Origin of the sequence: Evansella halocellulosilytica (assembly GCF_002335745.1) — a bacterium.
GTDB classification, from domain to species: Bacteria; Bacillota; Bacilli; order Bacillales; family Salisediminibacteriaceae; genus Bacillus_CA; species Bacillus_CA halocellulosilytica.
The window spans coordinates 2037802-2053124 of sequence record NZ_NIST01000001.1 but is presented as its reverse complement, the minus strand read 5'-3'; the positions used below and the strand labels follow the sequence as shown (position 1 = coordinate 2053124).

Here is a 15323-nt window from a genome sequence, read left to right as displayed (position 1 = left end):
AAAAAAATAGCCCAAGATAACAACTTGATCGAACAAGAATATTCTGACTTTTTACTATTATAAAAAATAATTAAGTATAGGGAAAATAATAAATAAAACGACAATACATTGAAGAAAAGAAATGATCAGGTCTCTTTTCCACGTATTTTTCTGCGGATTACGATGGATCAACCTGTGAAAAAATAGGAAAATAACCCATAACGATAATAGAGTAAAAATAATTGCGCTAAAGTCTAGATAATCCAAGCTCCGCTCCCCCTCTTAACTGATTCCCACCTTTAGTTTAACACCTTTTTCCAGTTAGAGGGGTAGTAGCTTAATGTGAGATTATGGGCGGACATCCACTTGAGTTTTTCGCGGACATCAGATCCGTTATTTGACTAAAAAACAGCTTTTTCGCAATCTTCGAGGACACCTGTTCCGTTATCTCCTCCACAACACAACAAATCAACGACTTTTTGTCTCAATAAAGGATCGTATGGCCGATTAACACCGCAAATCAGCCTTTTTAGAGCATATAGCGAATCCTGTGGCCGCATATTTCCTCTTCAGTTTTTCGCGGACATCAGATCCGTTATTTGACTAAAAAACAGCTTTTTCGCAATCTTCGAGGACACCTGTTCCGTTATTCACTCTAAAACACATGATTTTAGCGACTTTTTGTCTCAATAAAGGATCGTATGGCCGATTAACACTGCATACCAGGCTTTTTAGCGCATTTAGCGGATCCTATGGCCGCTTAAGTCCACTTCAGTTTTTCCCGGACATCAGATCCGTTATTCACCCAAAAAACAGCACTTTGAGAATCACACCAACAGATCGGGAGAGATTAATCGTATCCTCCTGAAGGTTCCGGTAAATCATCGTACCCTTCTTTTTCCATAATCATTTCATGGTGTAGAAAGTTAATAAATTCTTTTAATTTTCTATCAGCCGTTTTGTCACAATAGGATGTTATCCATTCTCGTTCATACATTTTGCCATCTAACGTTAGTGTCAGTTCATTTTGTTCATGAGGTTCTGCACATTGATTCTCACTAGCCTTTTTCGCGGTATAGAGAATATCAGCTTCTTTCATTTCCTCGTATATCACTTCCATTTCCTCATCCGAAAAAATCATTTCGATCGTTAGATCATCATCTATAATCATATTTTTTGTATACGTGTTTTCATATGTGTTTATAATGTCTCTTGCCTCAAAGCCATATTTTAGGACAAAACTAAAATCTTCAGGCATTTCTTCAGCTAGTTTTTCCCCATTTTCACTTGTGCTGCATGAACTCAACAAAAAGAGACAAGTAATGACCTTTAATAATATTTTCAACTGCCATCCCCCTCAAATTTTCCCTTTCCTCCTCGTTTGCACATTCTCTACTACTGAAATGTCTCTTTATATCATCAACTTATTGTTTTACATTAGCTTATGTTTCATTTTTTATTTAACTCCTCAAGTAGTTCGATGATTTTCTCATTTTGATTCTTTTGGTCTCTTAGATAACTAATAACTGTTCCTATCCCAATAATGACAATAACTATTAAAATCCACATAAAAAATTCCCCTTATCTTATCATTTTAATGTCCCAAACGATTACTTTTTTGGAGATATCTTTTACTATTGCAAACCATCAACATATTTCTCTCTACCATTGTCTCAGCTTCAAGGAATTATCGCTAGTTGAGCTATTAAATACAAGAGTCAATCTTCCAAACTTAAAACCATTATTGTACTAACAATACAAATGATTAGTGCTGGAATATAATATATAATTGCTACAGCCAACTCACCGATTGAAGGAGTGAGCTTGTTAAAATAGAAATAATTATATGCTATAAAAAGGACAAATGAAATGAGACCTGTTAAATAAGAACTACCATATACAACAAAGCCAACTCCAGGTATAAGTAAATTTGCAATAGTACTAACACGTCGCTTGAATGATTTTTGCTCCTTCCTTAAAATAGCTATTTCTTTTTTTAACTCTCTCTTAAATAATTTTAGTTCTTCACTCTCCAATCCTAAACCTCCTTAAAAATCGGTGTATAAAATTAATAATATCTTAGGTCTAGTTGGTACTAACGTTTATAAATTACTCCGAACATAGGATGAAGCTATTTAATGACTTTTCATTTGACACATTCAATAGTTCATAGAAACTAGTGACCAATGTTTGAATCATCAATGGTTTTCCCCGAAAGTCCGACCATAACTTTTTTTGTCTTGACTCTTTAGCCAATTTGATTCCATCATTTCGATCCTATTATGTTGTTATGGTGAATGGACTTCTTTTATAGTCAGAAAACATCCTATTTCAACCTAACTATACATTTCTCACGTAATGAACATATTCTTCCATTTATTTCGTTTTAAAAAATGAGCTGCAAAATTGCAAATCAAAAATTAACTAACGTATTCCAACACTTAAATATGTTTACCTTCTTCCGTTATTACCTTTTCAATAAAAGTATTGATTTCACCGACAAATTTATTTACTTCCGGAAGTTGATAGAACGTACTTGATATAGACGGGTCATTGATTTCTTCGTTGGGAGAATAAAGGTAAATCCTTTTATTGAGTCCTAATGCGATCCCTAACTCAATATGAGTTCCCTTTCCACCAGGTAAAATGATTACAATAAAGTCCGAGTCTCTCACTGCTTCTTTCTCTTCCTGGCCGATTTTTTTCAACTTTTCAATAGTGTCAGCCCTATCATTTGCTGTCCAGTCGTATGTATGAAGAAACCCCTTTTGCATTAATTGCCTAGCAACGTTTCTAACAATTTCAAAATTAGTAAAGCTAGATGCTACATAAAATTTCTTTTTCATCGTATCTCCTCTATTTGTTTTTATATTTTTAAATCTGTAAATATACTATGAAGTTCTTTTCTACCACAAAACCAATGAAAAACTAATATTTCCTCTCAATAGTCTTTTAGCAATCCAAGCTTTGAGCACTTCCATCATTTTTTTTAAGCCCAACACCGATATACTGTGTGATGTGTGTTATTCTTAATTTACTCTCAAATGAACTGGCTCAGTAACCGCAGTTTCGTTTTTCTCTCCATCTTTCCAAACTTTAATTTGGATTTCACCTGGATGCTCGACTAGACTTGTTGGGATAATCATAGATACATAAAGGGTTCCGTCACCTGCTGGTCGAAATTGCGTTTCACCATCACTCTCTCCGAAACGAACATGGACGTTTTCTTCTGATCCAAATGAAGCAATAGAAGTACCCTCTTGATGAATTTCAATTTTGTGTAGCTCATTTGGATCGAGATTCCTGACAATGATTGCAGCATCAAAGAATGCCTCTTCCATCACAAAATAAGCTTGACCGTCACCTTCCTCTAACGGAACTTTCACCGTATCACCAACGACTATTTCTCTCGATGGCACTGTCAACGTAATCGGCTCGGTCATTTTGCATTCAATTTCAACCGTAACCGTATTATCATCGTTGACTTCCCCTGATTCCTCACATTCCGATTCTACAGAAAAGACCGATCTGTACTGTTCGGTATACGTCCTCATAGAGATCATTAGCTGATTGAACTGTTCAGGCGTAAAATTGCGATCTTCTGACCAATAATTATCTGCTGAAGCCATCTCCTCTCTAAGGTAAGTTATATATTCTTTTACTTCATTAAGGTAGTCGAGCTCAGTGTCATTCAATGGAGTACTGTACTGAATTGGTCGAAATTGTACAGTTTCATCGTCAACCCCAGATGTTATGAACGAAAGAGAATGACGAAATGGAGGGTCTGAAGGTCCGATCGCTGGCTTCACATCATCCAAATAATTAGGAATCCTCCTCGTCAAGTTTTCAAGTATTGTAAGGTGTTGTGCTAAACGAATTAACTCCGGTTGCTCCTCTTCTTCATCAAGGTTTCCTTCAAGCAAAATATCCAAAGAATGATCTGTATGAATGATCGTCGAGAACAGATGATTTCGAAACAAACTGTATTGCCGATCCGTCTCCTCATTTGCATTCTTGTTTTGAAAAAACCAAATGGTCATGACCGAGATAAGCACAATTGTTAGAAAAATCGTCCATCCTTTATATCTGTTGCTTATTGAATGACCTTCCAATGCAATGACCTCCTTACTTTTGTTGTTAGAAGATTATTTTATAGACCTCTCCCCGTTATTGACACAACATCAACGACATCATCTTCCACTGTCCGTTAGTAAAAGAAGATAACATTTCGTTTATATATCTTACTTAATACACTTTTCGCTAGTCGGATCCATTTAATTGATCTTTTACCAGACTATAAGCTTCATTGGAATTTTTTATAACGATATCAAAATGTTCATGATACGGGTGCATAAATAATTCATACTGAATTCTTCGCTCTTCATGAGATTGTCTTAAAAAATTAATATCCGCACTTCTTTCCGAGACATCTCTTATACCTCTTCTAGCTAATTCGGTTTTACCATCTGTATATAAATAAATTTTTAAATCAAATAAATCTGGATGAATAAAGGCAACACTCATACCTTCTACAATACTTACACTTTTTTTAGAAGAAAGTAAGGTGCTCTTCATATAATTGGTGCCAATTGTATAAATGTCTAAATTAGCTCTTATCATCTTTATATCTCGCTCTATAGCCAATAAATGATGAGCATCAGGATGACAAGCCGTCATTTTAAAATGATGATTTTCATTGTTATATTCATAGTCTATAAAAGCATTCTTCCTAAGAGTAGAGCTAACAATATAGGGATCTGTATTAAGGTAATTCACCTCATTTTCTCCCAAAAGCTTAATAAGATTGTTTGCAAACGAAGTTTTTCCTGAAGCACCATGACCAGAAATCCCGATCATGACTTTTTTGTCTTGACTCTTTATCCAATTTGCTACCTTATGTAATAACTCATCCATTATTCCCCTCCTTATTTTTGGTTATGGTGAATGGAGTCTCCTCCTCAACTTGAATATCAAGGTAGAACATTTCTTACATAAATGTAACATATTCTTCCATTTATTTGGTTAAAAAATGAGCTGCAAATTTGCAACTCAAAATGAACTATCATTTAAGTATAATTATTCACAATCTCTTTTACATAAAAACAGATAAAGCAATGCCTTTTACAACATCGCTTGTTCGTTAGATATATATGATAATCTTGTTAAGTGACGCTTAGTTTGTTAAAGAATCCTTTCAAATTTTGTGCTTTTTAACATTATTCTCCCTTTAATACATTATGCAGAGCGTGATTACACCTTTTATAAAATTCATAGATAAACTGAAGCTCTTCATCACTATAAATTGATAACATATCTCTACTCTCAATAATCAACTTGTCAAAAACTGGTAATTTCTCTTCTAATTTAACTTGATTTACTTTAATGATAACTTTTCTCTTATCAATAGTGTCTTTTTCTCGAAAAACATATCCTGCTTTTTCTAAACGATTTAGTACACCAGTTACAGCTCCAGTTGATAAGCCCGTTAATTCTGACAATTGTCCAGCAGTCATAGGTTCGTTTTTTACAATTATATCTAAACATTTGTGATCGGTTACATTAAGTCCTAACTTTGTTGCTATTGCCTGATGAACCATTATTGTCAATGTACTGTTTTCTCTGAATTCATAAAACAATTTTTGAAGTTGTTGTTCCCTAGAAAAATTGTCTGTTGACATATCAATTTTCCTCCTATAAAATTATCTTAGCTCGTGAGATAAAATTTCTATTACGATAATTATATCACAATTTTAATTTATAGTAAAAAACAGTTATGATGGCACAACGCGATATCAGAAATAAATCTATTAACCTAAGATGCTGTGACACAAGACTAATGTTTTTTATCTTATCTCACGAGATAAATTAAATTAGTTGTGGATAACAGAAAAGGAGGATTATATGTCTATTACCCTTGAAACAAAGAATCTAAAAAAAGTTTTTCCATTGAAGGTGAAAGGAAAAAAAGAAACCATTGAAGCTGTTAAAGATATTTCTTTAAGTGTTCAACACGGAGAAATATTTGGCTTCCTTGGGCCAAATGGCGCTGGAAAAACAACCACTATGAGAATGTTAACTACACTTTTGCCAATTGACGGAGGAACTGCTTATATTGCAGGTTTTGATGTAAGAAAACAACCTCAAGAAGTAAGGAAACGCATTGGTTATGTTAGCCAACTAGGTGGCGGTGACCTTAATGCAAGCGGGCGTGAAAATTTACTTCTTCAAGGTTTTCTGTACGGTATGAGCAAGGAAGAAATATTGAGGCGTACTGATGAACTAATAGAAATATTTGACTTAAAGGAAGTCATCGACCGTAAAGTTCAAACATATTCTGGTGGACAAAAAAGGCGACTTGAAATATCACTTGGAATTATTCATCAACCAGAAGTGTTATTTCTAGATGAACCTACTTCTGGCCTTGACCCTCAAAATCGAGCTAACCTTTGGGAGCAGATTGAAATGTTGAAAAGTATGGGAACAACCATATTTCTAACAACCCATTACCTAGATGAAGCAGATGCCCTTTCCGATAGGTTAGTTATTGTAGATCACGGGATAATCGTTGCACAAGGTACACCACAAGCTCTAAAAAAACAAGTTGCTGGTGATGTCATTGAAATAGAATTAAAACAAAGTATTAAAGAATCAGAATCTTTAAAGAAAGAGCTACTTGTCCAGCCGTATATTCGTGAGGTTCATTGGGATAAACATGGCCTTCGACTTTATGTTGACGATAGTGCAACCTTCCTACCTAGCATCATTGAGTGGCTTAAAGCAAATCAGATAATATTAAATACCGTTTCTCTCTCTCAACCATCACTTGATGATGTGTTTTTAAAGCAAACTGGAAAATCCTTACGTGATTCCGGAGTTAACAAGGAGGAAAAATAATGGTTTTATTGAAGGAAATAAGGTTACTATTTTGGCGAAAGATGTTAGAGACATTGCGAGAACCTAGCTGGATTATAGCTGGGTTATCAACTCCACTTCTATATCTTGCTTTATTTTTACCTCTACTAAATAATTTGAACGCGCCTATATTTGGTTCTGGCGATGTACTTGATGTTTTTTTACCGGGTTTATTAGCTCTTCTGGCATTTGGTTCAGGAATGGGTGCAGGCTGGGGGATTATATTTGAACTACAAAGTGGTGTGATTGAACGCTTTCGTGTTAGTCCGACACGTAGATTTTCTCTACTTATGGGTACAGTATTTAGAGACATTTTGATGTTTATTGTCCCTGCCATTTTAGTAATTATTGTAGCATCTTTCTTTGGTTTTCAGATACACTGGGGAGGTATATTAATTTTATTAGTTCTTCAGTCTTTATTTACAGCTATCGTTTCAGCAGTATCAAGTAGTCTAGGATTAATTTTAAAGGATATTGGAAGCCTAGCAGCTATTGTAACCAGTTTACAATTACCTATTATGTTACTTTCAGGAGTGTTGCTCCCTATCTCACTAGGGCCAAATTGGCTTCAAACCCTTGCACATATTAATCCGATGTATTATGTAGTGGAAGCCTCACGGTTATTAGCTGACGGTGTTTATATTGATCAGCAAATCTGGTTAGCCTTTATTATTATGATACCTTTAACAATCATTGTGTTATGGTGGTCTACAAGAGTATACGGTAAGATTGTTGCATAATTTTCATAAGTGATATGGTTACTCTTAAGAAAAAATAAGTAAGAAGTTTCATTGTTATTCTTCCAATACAAAATGACTAAAGTTTTATAGGTTAAAAAACTTCTTTTTCTACATTAATTATGAAAAAAATAGATAATAATTTAAGTTCTAATAAGTACCAATGGAAATTTATTGTTTGCAATCGAGCAAGTAAGAACTATTAATGAAGCTACAGGCACTGTAGCCAATGTAATAAATTTAGACCACAATTACTTCAAATGTTACATGCGTTTATAGGATAACCGTCTAATGAAGGCGGTTATCTTTTTATTCGTGAAAGTATACTAACTTTCCGTAGTTGTTGCGCATTATAAAATCTACTCCCCGTTTGTTGAACAAGAACTGCATAAACTTCTTCAGCTATCGCTATCCGTTAATGTAAATGTATTTTTTAACATTGCTATCATTAAATTATCTTTTGTAACTTATTTTACTTTCCCACTTATTCAACTTTTTGCTAGCTAACTTTTGGAACTCTTCTTCATCTTCAGATAACTTATAATATATAGCTAAGGCGACCAAAACAACATCGATACATTCTTCTTTTACATCATCGATTCCTAACTGTTTATAGTCACTTCCACTTGCTTTAAGGTAAGATAATACAGCTTGAGAAGTTTCACCGACTTCCTCGGTTAACTTTAGTGCCATTTGTTCTAACGTTTTTGGTTCTCTTTCACTAAGTAATTTTATTTCTTTTAGCAATTGCTCCATAATTTCTTCCCTCTTTTATATTAAAAATAGTGATATTTTATTACCATTTATGTATATAAGTACCCTCATATTTTTTGAGCTTATTAACTAACTCTTTTGAATCTCTATCAATAACTATTAAATCTTTATACTCTGGTTTAACAAACCCTTGTCCAATCATATGGTCAAAGAGCGATAATATAGGTGAGTAGTAATCATTAATATTGAGTAATGCACACGGTTTATTATGGTATCCTAGTTGAGCCCATGTAAATACTTCAAACCATTCTTCTAAAGTTCCAGAACCACCAGGTAATGCAATAAATCCATCAGCATACTCTGCCATTAGCGCCTTTCTTTCATGCATAGTGCTAACGACATGTAATTCAGATAGTTGTTGGTGAGCTATCTCAACGTTTTTTAACTTCTCTGGGATAACACCTATTACTTTACCACCTGCATTCATTACAGCATCTGCAACTGCCCCCATACAACCAACTGTCGCTCCTCCATAAACAAGGTCCATCCCATTATCTACTAAAACCTTCCCGAGTTTTTTAGCTTCTTCCATATAGGTTGGGTCAATTCCTTTACTAGAACCACAGTAAACTGCAATTGTTTTCACAAATATTTCACCCTCTCAAAAGTAAAATCATACTATCAAATACAACTCTTTATATATTAGCATGATTCTCTACTAAAAAGTGCAAAATTAACTACACTCAAAATAAAAAGAAAATCCTTTTCTTTATTGTAGCTCCCCCTTTAGTTTAACATGATTTTCCAAATAGTTGGTTAGCTAAAGGGATGTTTATTCAAATTATTAAAAGTATTTACGGTACAATTCTCGCCGCATCACACCACTAAGTTGTGCGTAAATCCTTGTTGTTTCACTTTTCTCATGGCCTAGTAGATTCTGTATTACTTCTAACGGGGCACGATTATTCAACATATGAGTCGCATAACTATGTCTAAAGTTGGTGAGGGTGAATACTTTTATTTATTTTAGCTCAGAATCGTTTACTAAGTATGTTTTTAAGAGGTAAAAATATATAATTCATCCTTATTGTTTGATCAAAACAAATCTAGGTATTTTACAACTCTTTGTGAGTATTACGAACGCTCCAATATATCTCGGTGTTATCATCACAATAAAAGCCGTCAAGATTACACGTTTTGATTATTCTATCTACCTTCTTTTTATCATCTGAACATATCATCGAAAAATGGCTATCCCAATGAGTGGTTATGAGTATTGAATTGTCATGTGTAAAGAGATTATTTCTAGCTAATGTATCTTGATTAATTAGGTCATCTATATATTCTAACTTTCTTTCAGTATCAAATTCATCGCCTACCCAAATCCAATCATATTTTTCTTTTTTTATTGCTTCTAACAGATTATTTATTAAAATATCAGGCAGGGATCCTTCTGATGGTGGAACGAGATTATGCTTCTCACTCACATTATCAATAATCTTTTCTAATTTCTTATTCTCATATTTATGGTTTAAACCGAGTATTCCTGTGCGAAGTCCAATATCTAACTCCTCGTAATTCTTCATTCCACTAAGAGATAAAAATTCTTTCCATGTTACTATTTTACAATTATTGATTATTTGAAACTTGTCTGGATACGTTTCAGGATAGAACAGTTCTGAATCAATAGTTACTGGTTTAATAAAAGGATGGAAGAAAATATAGATTTCATCAAAAACACCTTTATAATATTCTTTAATTGATACGCCTTCAGACGCACAAACAGCATATCTATTAGGTTCAGGGAGAACTCTTTCTTTTTCCATGTTTAAAACCCCTTTCTTCTTTCGTTTACCATACAGATAGCACACGCCTTAAATCATATGAAATCCTGCGAGTTAGCGAGGGGAGCACTATAACAGTAGTAACTGGCATATTAAACCATTGCTTCCGTTAGTGAAAAAAGGTGCGTTTGATTATCTGGTTAATTTTCACCAACAAACCACTACTTGCTTTCACGTTCAATTTTTAAACCTCTAGTTTGTGGAGGGTTGGACTCCCTAATGTAGTCATACCATACGTTCACTTTCTGTCCTTTTTTTATGTCAGCCAACATACTTTTATCTTCAACGGTAACCCAGATTGTACCATCAGGCATCATGAAATCGCTGGTTACTTTTAGAGTGATTTCTTTCCTTCTCTTTTTGATAACCTCACCACTGAGGACTTTCTCATCGGATATACCGAATAAGGAACTATTTGTGGAAATTTCCTCTTTATATGCATTATTATTAGTAGTTTCAATATCTGTACCGTCACTACATCCCATCATTAACAAAGTAACTAATAACAAGAAAGATAGAATTTTCCTCAAATAACCCTCTCCTTTTCTACAACTACTTTACTTCAATATTTCAAGAAAAGCATTACTGCTCATGTTCCAGTATACTCCCTGTTTGTTTAATAGGGTCTGCCATAGATTATTGAGCTCTCGCACTTATTTTATTGAAGAAGGCAGAGCGATTTATCTCTATTTTCCCATCAATCCAATATCATAAAGAATAAGCTGAAGTGTTGTATAAAGAACGATAGACAAAGCATATAGTACAGTTCCTTCAACTAAAAATGGTAGCATTAGAGCTAAAGTAACGCTAAAGGTAAACTTTAAACCTTTTCTTTTTTTCTTTGCTTTCTCTGCTGCACTAAAACTTGCAACACTTATTATTAGTAAGATAAAAATTATCAAATATGATACCATTAAATTCTCTCCTTTAATGTTTAATTAAATATGTTTTTCTTACCACAAGAAGCGATTAATATTATTGAACAATGCTTCCCAATACTTTAATAGAAGCAAGAACTTTCCTAATACAATTTATGACTGTTTTGTTCAACCCAACTTGGGATGAAATCTCCAAAGTAGGCACCAATTTTCTTTACTTCACTCATTGTGCGTTTTATCCCTGCTTCAGACAAAAACCAATTTTCCTTTGTTATTCCATACCTATCAATACAAGGCGATACAAGTATCTCACAGCCTTTTGGGAATTCAGCTTGATAACATAGTAATGCTCTACGGGAATGACTTGCTTTACAAACAATAATTACTTTTTTAGGGGATATACCTTTTCTATGAAGTACCTCTAATGAAAAGCGTGCATTTTCTAACGTATGTTGAGCTTTATCTTCTATTAAAATTGCTTCTTCAGGTACTCCACTTGCAATTCCGATGTTTCTCAAATACTCCCATTCAGTAGTTCCAACGTGAGGCTTATATCCACCAGAAGGAAGTATATAGGGAGCCAACCCTTGTTTATACAAGGTAGAAGCCTTCTCCATAAGTTGAGGATGGTTTGCACCAGGTACCAAAATTACATCTGCTGGTGAAACTTCCATTTCAACAAAAATAAATTCAGTAATACAATCAAACAGATTTGACATTCATACAACCTTCTCTCCAAAATTACTTATCAAGGGGATTTATTGCAGAACCCCCCCCTTTAGTTTAACATTATTTCCCAACCCTCAAGTACAAAAAAGAGCTGCAACAGTGCAACTCACAATTTAACTAACGCCCCCTTTAGTTCAATTAGTATTAAGATAATCTAAGACAATATTAACTCTTTCATTGACTGAATAATCACCTTCAATCTTTAATATTGGACAAGATAAGTCTGCCATCCAATGTTCGTGTAAAGATTTACTTCTAACTTCGAATCCCGCACTATCATATAAAGATGCCCACTCTAAAAATGTTTTCGATTGTTCATATTTACTACCACCAGCTAATATTTCATCTCCATAACGCTGAAATTCCCTCTGCTGTAACCTTTCAAGCCTTATATCTTGTGGAATCCATAAGAATAAAAGTTATCACCCCAACCACACACTGCACCAGAAAGAATATAGTTTTCATAAAGTGATAAATCTTCTTTAAGCATACACCTTCTTTCAGGTACCTCTCTTTGTTCAGTGAATTTAGTTATCCAAAAATAATCATCGGTATCAAGGTATGTATGAGGCAAAACTTTTGATAATGAAGAGCCTAGTGTTGAAGTTCCACACCCCGAAGCTCCCATTATATGAATTCGTTTTTTCATTTTTCTCCCCCATAGATACTTTTTCGCAACATAAAATTCGCTATGCTTCTTCCACTCTTCTGCTCGTTAGCACAATAACCGATACCCGTTGTATCCCTATCGCTCCCCGTTAGTTTAATAACTAAAAGTAATTTTCACCAAATTGTTCTTCTGAAATTACTTGTAACCCATTTCTTTTAAGTAAGGCTGAAGTAACTCCGTTTCCAACAATTTTTTTACTATTAAATTCACCGTCCATTATAATTATTGTTTCGGAGTGAGCAGCAACGTGGAAAGCATTGCTGCTTTGGGACTTCTGATTTTCACAGCCGTTCTTCTCCACAATCTGGGGGGAACTGTTCTTTGGTTATCTGACCGCGTTCCTTATACGTCTGGATGAAAGTAAAAGGTGCTTCCAAACGTGATTGCCGCAGTCTGGCACAACATTTCCGGGCCCGATTCTGGCCACGATCTGGTCAAAGAAACCTGTGGAACGGGAAAAAACCCGGATCTGCAGACACGGGTGAAGAAGACAGGAACATAAAGTGTGAGCCCAGGTTTTGGGTGATATCAGCTTGCTAATAAAACTTATATAGAAAGGTTTCTCCCTCTCCGTTTTAAGAACAGAGAGGGCTTTTTTTAATCAACTATGCCAGCTTTGGCTGTTAAGTTTGAGAATTCTTTATTCCATAATGATGCTTTCTGTAAAGACAATGTATCCTTTTCAATTTCCGCAGGCTTATTACCTTTGCTAATGATGTAGTCCGCCAATTCCATACCTGTGTAAGCACAGATATGGTGAAATTGCTGTATGAGAGGGAGAGCAGCTACTTTCGGGTCCGGATTTTCACCTGTCACAATCACATACGCTTTTTTTCTGCTCATTAAATGTTCAAACTCATACTGGTCCTCCCTCATATACTGGCTCCATCTGTCAAAAAAGGTTTTCATCTGGCCAGACATTCCAAACCAGTATAATGGCGTGGCGAAAATAATAATATCCTGCTTCATAAACTCAGCGAACAATTCTTCATAATCATCTTCCGACTCGGTAAAGCCTTCTGGAGTATGTCTTTGGTCGATAATCGGATTAATTTGATAATCAAGAAGATACCGCTTTTTAAACGTAACGCCCTTTAAGGCGCGATCCACTAAATATTCTGTATTACCATTCCTTCTCGAACTGCCTAACAGTGCCATTATTTTCATCTCGTAATCTCTCCTTTTACCATCATTTAAGGCGTACCAGCTTTAGCAGATTGATTAACCTTCAAGAAAAGTTTAGAATAAAAGAGTGGATCAGTAAAATAGATAGTTTCGATCATTATAATCATTTTCAATGATATAAAGAGAGGGTGGGATAAGATGGAACTTCGCCATCTGATTACATTTCGCACCATTGTTGAGGCAGGGGGATTTAAAAAAGCTGCAGATGAACTGGGGTATGCGCAATCCTCTGTTACTGCCCATATTAAAGAATTAGAACGAGAGCTGGAACAGCCTTTATTTGACCGCATGGGAAAAACTATTTCACTGACTCACGCAGGAAAGAAATTTCTCCCATACGCTGCGGATATTATTCGCTTATATTCCAAATCAAAAGAGGTTATAAGTGATGAAGGTCCTGCAGGAGAGCTTACAATAGGAGCCAGTGAATCACTGATGATCTACTGGCTGCCGGAAATTATTCTCTTATTTATGGAAAAGCATCCAAAGGTAGAACTGACTTTAAAGGCGCTGCATTACGATAATCTTGAAACACAATTAAAGAAAGGGGAGATTGATGCCGCCCTATTAGTCGAAACCCACGATTGGAAGCCACCCAGATTAACGACGGTCAACTTAAGAGAGGAACACCTTTCACTCATAAAACCCGTTAATATGACCACATTACCCGGTAAAATGTTAGTTACAGAGTATGCGTGCAGCTGGCGCCCAATAGTGGAGAACTACTTGAAAACAACTGCTGATAATGCTCATAAAATAGAGCTTCCAAGTATTGAGGCTATAAAAAAATGCGTTTTATGTGGACTTGGGTCCTCTATTCTTCCTGATTTTGCTGTCACAGATGAAAAGGAGAAACGGCAATTTGATGTGCTGCCTTTACAAGGCGATGATCAGAAGATAGGGATATATTCTGCGATCCATTCCGATAAATGGGTGTCTCCTACCTTGAAAAAGTTTCTGGATTTCGTGAAAACATCGTGACACGTGAAACAAAAGAGCAGTAGTGAAGAATGAAGCACAGGACAAATTGGGGAAATGGAAGAGGATGGAGTTAGCTCAGAAAATGAAAAGCAGGGAATTTCTCCGCTTTTCATTTTATCTTTACTTCTACAACTAACGCACCCTTTAGCTAAACAAAGAGACACTTTAAATTTTCTCTAATATTGATTTAACAAAAGCAGTTTTCTCTTCTGCGTATTTATGTTTATTACTTTTATTTGACCTTGCTAAATTAATTTTGAGCCGCCCATATTCAATTCTTGCTTCATCATTGTCTCTCAAGTAATTTCTGAACTTTAACTGTTCAAGTAAATATTTATTTCCACTTTGATACATGTGGATTTGATGGGTCCTTGGTTCGCCCTTACTAAAATAATGTCTATCTGGTAAAATGTTTGTTCCTTTATATGAATAGCCCAACTTCTCTAATTCCAAGACAGTATTTTCTCCATCATTAAAATCTTTGATTTCAATAGCTATGTCTATTATTGGTTTTGCACTTAAATGTTTTATTGATGTACTTCCAATATGGTAAATATCTATAATGTATTCACCTATTTTATTTTGTATTTTTTCTTTCTCTAATAAAAATTCCTTGTCCCACTCTTTTGTCCAAGGAACTAAAAAGACCTCTCCTTTTGGTAAGCCTAACATCTTTATTCCTCCTCTTATTATT

17 protein-coding genes and 3 pseudogenes are annotated in these 15323 nt (G+C 34.9%); 3 read left to right on the top strand and 17 right to left on the bottom strand.

What is annotated here, in order from left to right; all coding sequences use genetic code 11:
• Positions 1 to 829: 829 nt before the first annotated feature.
• From CD001_RS09775 to CD001_RS09750, 6 genes are all read right to left on the bottom strand, one after another.
• The gene (locus tag CD001_RS09775; protein WP_096187369.1) at positions 830 to 1324 is read right to left on the bottom strand and encodes a hypothetical protein; all 495 of its coding nucleotides are present in this window, start codon (positions 1322 to 1324) and stop codon (positions 830 to 832) included.
• A 373-nt stretch (positions 1325 to 1697) separates the two neighbouring features.
• A complete protein-coding gene (locus CD001_RS09770; protein WP_096187367.1) occupies positions 1698 to 2015 on the bottom strand; it encodes a hypothetical protein in 318 nt (105 codons plus the stop codon).
• A 405-nt stretch (positions 2016 to 2420) separates the two neighbouring features.
• Positions 2421 to 2825 (bottom strand): nucleoside 2-deoxyribosyltransferase, encoded by a 405-nt coding sequence (locus CD001_RS09765; protein WP_096187365.1) that lies wholly within the window; start codon positions 2823 to 2825, stop codon positions 2421 to 2423.
• A gap of 183 nt (positions 2826 to 3008) precedes the next feature.
• Entirely contained in the window at positions 3009 to 4091 is a 1083-nt protein-coding gene (locus tag CD001_RS09760) for a hypothetical protein (protein ID WP_096187363.1), read from the bottom strand.
• Positions 4092 to 4239: 148 nt separating this feature from the next.
• Positions 4240 to 4893, bottom strand: a complete 654-nt coding sequence (locus tag CD001_RS09755) for a uridine kinase family protein (RefSeq protein WP_096187362.1) — start codon at positions 4891 to 4893, stop codon at positions 4240 to 4242.
• A gap of 302 nt (positions 4894 to 5195) precedes the next feature.
• Positions 5196 to 5657 carry a MarR family winged helix-turn-helix transcriptional regulator gene (locus CD001_RS09750; protein ID WP_096187360.1) on the bottom strand — a complete coding sequence of 154 codons (462 nt, stop codon included), beginning with the start codon at positions 5655 to 5657 and terminating at the stop codon, positions 5196 to 5198.
• Positions 5658 to 5880: 223 nt separating this feature from the next.
• Here CD001_RS09750 and CD001_RS09745 point away from each other — a divergent pair, with 223 nt between their 5' ends.
• Together CD001_RS09745 and CD001_RS09740 are read left to right on the top strand one after the other, a co-directional pair.
• Entirely contained in the window at positions 5881 to 6873 is a 993-nt protein-coding gene (locus CD001_RS09745) for an ATP-binding cassette domain-containing protein (protein WP_096187358.1), read from the top strand.
• Entirely contained in the window at positions 6873 to 7631 is a 759-nt protein-coding gene (locus CD001_RS09740) for an ABC transporter permease (protein WP_096187356.1), read from the top strand. The genes CD001_RS09745 and CD001_RS09740 overlap by 1 nt, the downstream gene beginning before the upstream one ends.
• 450 nt (positions 7632 to 8081) lie before the next feature.
• On the opposite strand, the gene CD001_RS09735 is transcribed toward CD001_RS09740, so the two are convergent.
• The 10 genes and pseudogenes from CD001_RS09735 to CD001_RS09690 all read right to left on the bottom strand — a co-directional run bounded on the left by CD001_RS09735 (position 8082) and on the right by CD001_RS09690 (position 13630).
• Positions 8082 to 8384, bottom strand: a complete 303-nt coding sequence (locus tag CD001_RS09735) for a MazG-like family protein (RefSeq protein ID WP_096187354.1) — start codon at positions 8382 to 8384, stop codon at positions 8082 to 8084.
• A 40-nt stretch (positions 8385 to 8424) separates the two neighbouring features.
• Positions 8425 to 8988, bottom strand: coding sequence for an LOG family protein (locus CD001_RS09730; RefSeq protein ID WP_096187352.1), 564 nt, complete (start codon positions 8986 to 8988; stop codon positions 8425 to 8427).
• Between the two features lie 198 nt (positions 8989 to 9186).
• Positions 9187 to 9373 (bottom strand): annotated as a pseudogene (locus CD001_RS09725) (tyrosine-type recombinase/integrase); the annotation flags it as partial.
• A gap of 84 nt (positions 9374 to 9457) precedes the next feature.
• Positions 9458 to 10168: a DUF2711 family protein gene (locus tag CD001_RS09720; protein WP_096187349.1), complete on the bottom strand. Its 711-nt coding sequence runs from the start codon at positions 10166 to 10168 to the stop codon at positions 9458 to 9460.
• 179 nt (positions 10169 to 10347) lie between these two features.
• Positions 10348 to 10716: a DUF3221 domain-containing protein gene (locus CD001_RS09715; protein ID WP_096187347.1), complete on the bottom strand. Its 369-nt coding sequence runs from the start codon at positions 10714 to 10716 to the stop codon at positions 10348 to 10350.
• Positions 10717 to 10872: 156 nt separating this feature from the next.
• Positions 10873 to 11100, bottom strand: a complete 228-nt coding sequence (locus tag CD001_RS09710) for a hypothetical protein (protein ID WP_096187345.1) — start codon at positions 11098 to 11100, stop codon at positions 10873 to 10875.
• A 107-nt stretch (positions 11101 to 11207) separates the two neighbouring features.
• Complete coding sequence (locus tag CD001_RS09705; RefSeq protein ID WP_096187343.1) at positions 11208 to 11783, bottom strand: YdcF family protein; 576 nt, start codon at positions 11781 to 11783, stop codon at positions 11208 to 11210.
• Between the two features lie 144 nt (positions 11784 to 11927).
• Positions 11928 to 12442, bottom strand: a pseudogene (locus CD001_RS09700) (ATP-binding protein).
• Positions 12443 to 12563: 121 nt separating this feature from the next.
• Positions 12564 to 12683: pseudogene (locus CD001_RS26895) on the bottom strand (DUF523 domain-containing protein); the annotation flags it as partial.
• Between the two features lie 377 nt (positions 12684 to 13060).
• On the bottom strand, positions 13061 to 13630 hold the full coding sequence (locus tag CD001_RS09690) for a flavodoxin family protein (RefSeq protein ID WP_096187341.1): 570 nt from the start codon (positions 13628 to 13630) through the stop codon (positions 13061 to 13063).
• Positions 13631 to 13786: 156 nt separating this feature from the next.
• Here CD001_RS09690 and CD001_RS09685 point away from each other — a divergent pair, with 156 nt between their 5' ends.
• Positions 13787 to 14629: a LysR family transcriptional regulator gene (locus CD001_RS09685; RefSeq protein WP_096187339.1), complete on the top strand. Its 843-nt coding sequence runs from the start codon at positions 13787 to 13789 to the stop codon at positions 14627 to 14629.
• A 165-nt stretch (positions 14630 to 14794) separates the two neighbouring features.
• Here the strand turns inward: CD001_RS09685 and CD001_RS09680 are convergent, their stop codons facing one another.
• Positions 14795 to 15301: a GrpB family protein gene (locus CD001_RS09680; protein ID WP_096187337.1), complete on the bottom strand. Its 507-nt coding sequence runs from the start codon at positions 15299 to 15301 to the stop codon at positions 14795 to 14797.
• Positions 15302 to 15323: the final 22 nt, after the last annotated feature.